Origin of the sequence: Brevundimonas sp. (genome assembly GCF_032017145.1) — a bacterium.
GTDB lineage: Bacteria > Pseudomonadota > Alphaproteobacteria > Caulobacterales > Caulobacteraceae > Brevundimonas.
The window spans coordinates 1-1,533 of the sequence record NZ_DALZQC010000229.1; the positions used below are offsets into that span (position 1 = coordinate 1).

The 1,533-nt window shown below is 74.0% G+C and carries 1 protein-coding gene; it reads right to left on the reverse strand.

Going from position 1 to position 1,533, the window contains the following annotated elements:
- Window positions 1-1,497 (reverse strand): hypothetical protein (locus RTU05_RS18230; protein ID WP_312599690.1); only part of this gene is annotated, 1,497 nt, incomplete at its 3' end.
- Between the last annotated feature and the right edge of the window lie 36 nt (window positions 1,498-1,533).

A 1,533-nucleotide genomic window follows, 5' to 3' on the forward strand; every position in this document is an offset into this window, starting at 1 on the left:
GTCCGCCAGCGCCTGGCCGACGCCGCGCATCCCCGCGTCCGTCGTCTCGAACAGCGCCGCCGTCAGGGCGTCGTCGCCATAGGCCGCCTGCACCAGGGCCGCCTGCACCCGCGCGCGCCCGGACGTGCTGATCGCGCCCCGCGCATCCGTCAGGGCGTTGGCGTCGCCGGGCGCGACCCGCTGCACGAACCCGCGCAGGAACGGCCGGTTGGCGGCGGCGAACACATCGTCTCCTTCGATCAGGCCGATCAGGTCGGCGTCCACCCGCCGCGCATCGCCGCGCGCCTGTTCGGCGGGCGAGAACGCCTCGGTCGGGGCCTCGTTCAGCGACCGCGCCAGTTCCGCCCGGTCCGCGCCGGCCATCGCCTCCGTGCGCATCCGCACCAGCACCGGCCGGTCGAACCCCGACACGTCGATGCCCTGGCGTTCCAGTTCGGCGGTATAGCGGCCCCAGGCCTCAGTCCCAGTCTGGGCGCTTCGCCGCAGGGCGATGGTCCGGCCGTTCCCGCTCTCCACCACCCCGTCCGGGCTGACGATGGGCGCGCCGCCCGACGCCGCCTTGTCCCGCATCAGCAGGGATGGGTTCAGATCGCGTTCCAGCTCGAAGTTCGCCGCCTGCGACCCCGCCCGTGTCCGGTCACGCGGCTGCAGTTGGCCGGGATAGTCGGAGACGGGGAACAGATCGTCGTCATGGCTGGTCTTCAGGTCGCGCAGCTCGACCACGGCGAACCGCACCGGCACCTCCGCCCCGCGCCGCGTCACCGCCGTATCGGCTTCCAGCCAGCGCCCGTTGATCGACGGCACGGCGGACGCCTCATCCAGCAGGCTCAGCCTGTCGCGCGCCACCAGCGACCCAAGCGACACGGGCGCGTCATCCGCCATCGCCTCGATCGCTTCGGCGAAGCCGCCCACCCGCTCGTTTTCCGTCAGGCCCGCCAGCGCGCGCGGCGGCCGCGCGGGCGTCAGGGCCTCCAACGACGGGCCGCCGCCGAACTTCTGACGCCAGATCCCGGCGAACTCCCCCGCCGTCATCCCCAGCCGCCCGCCGTTGTTCAGCACCGCCTGGCGCGCCAACTGCGCCCCCTTGCCGGGATTGCCGCGCTCCAGCACCGGCGTCAGCACCGCCACCGCATCCCCGTCCGGGTTGGACAGCATGGCGCGCGCGCCGCCCTGGCCCTGCTGGTGCGCCAGATAGACCTGCCACGGTTCCGGTTCGCGCCCCAGGGCGGATCGCAGGCCGTCGCGCTCGCGCGCGATGTTCTCGACCCCCAGCTGCACCTGGCGGTTGATGTCGTTCCGGTCGCCGCCCCCCAAGCCGCGCCAGGTGCTGTCGGTGATCTGGAACACGCCGTGCGCGCTGGACAGGCGTCGCCCGTCGCGGATCGGCCGCGCGGTGGCGCTGCCCGTGCTATTCTCCAACTGCCGGATGCGCACCGCCAGCGCCGGGTCCACGCCGCGCGCCTGGGCGGCCGTGACGATCTCATCGTCCACAGCCACGCGCCGACCGGCCGGGATGCCTGTCGGGCGCGCCAG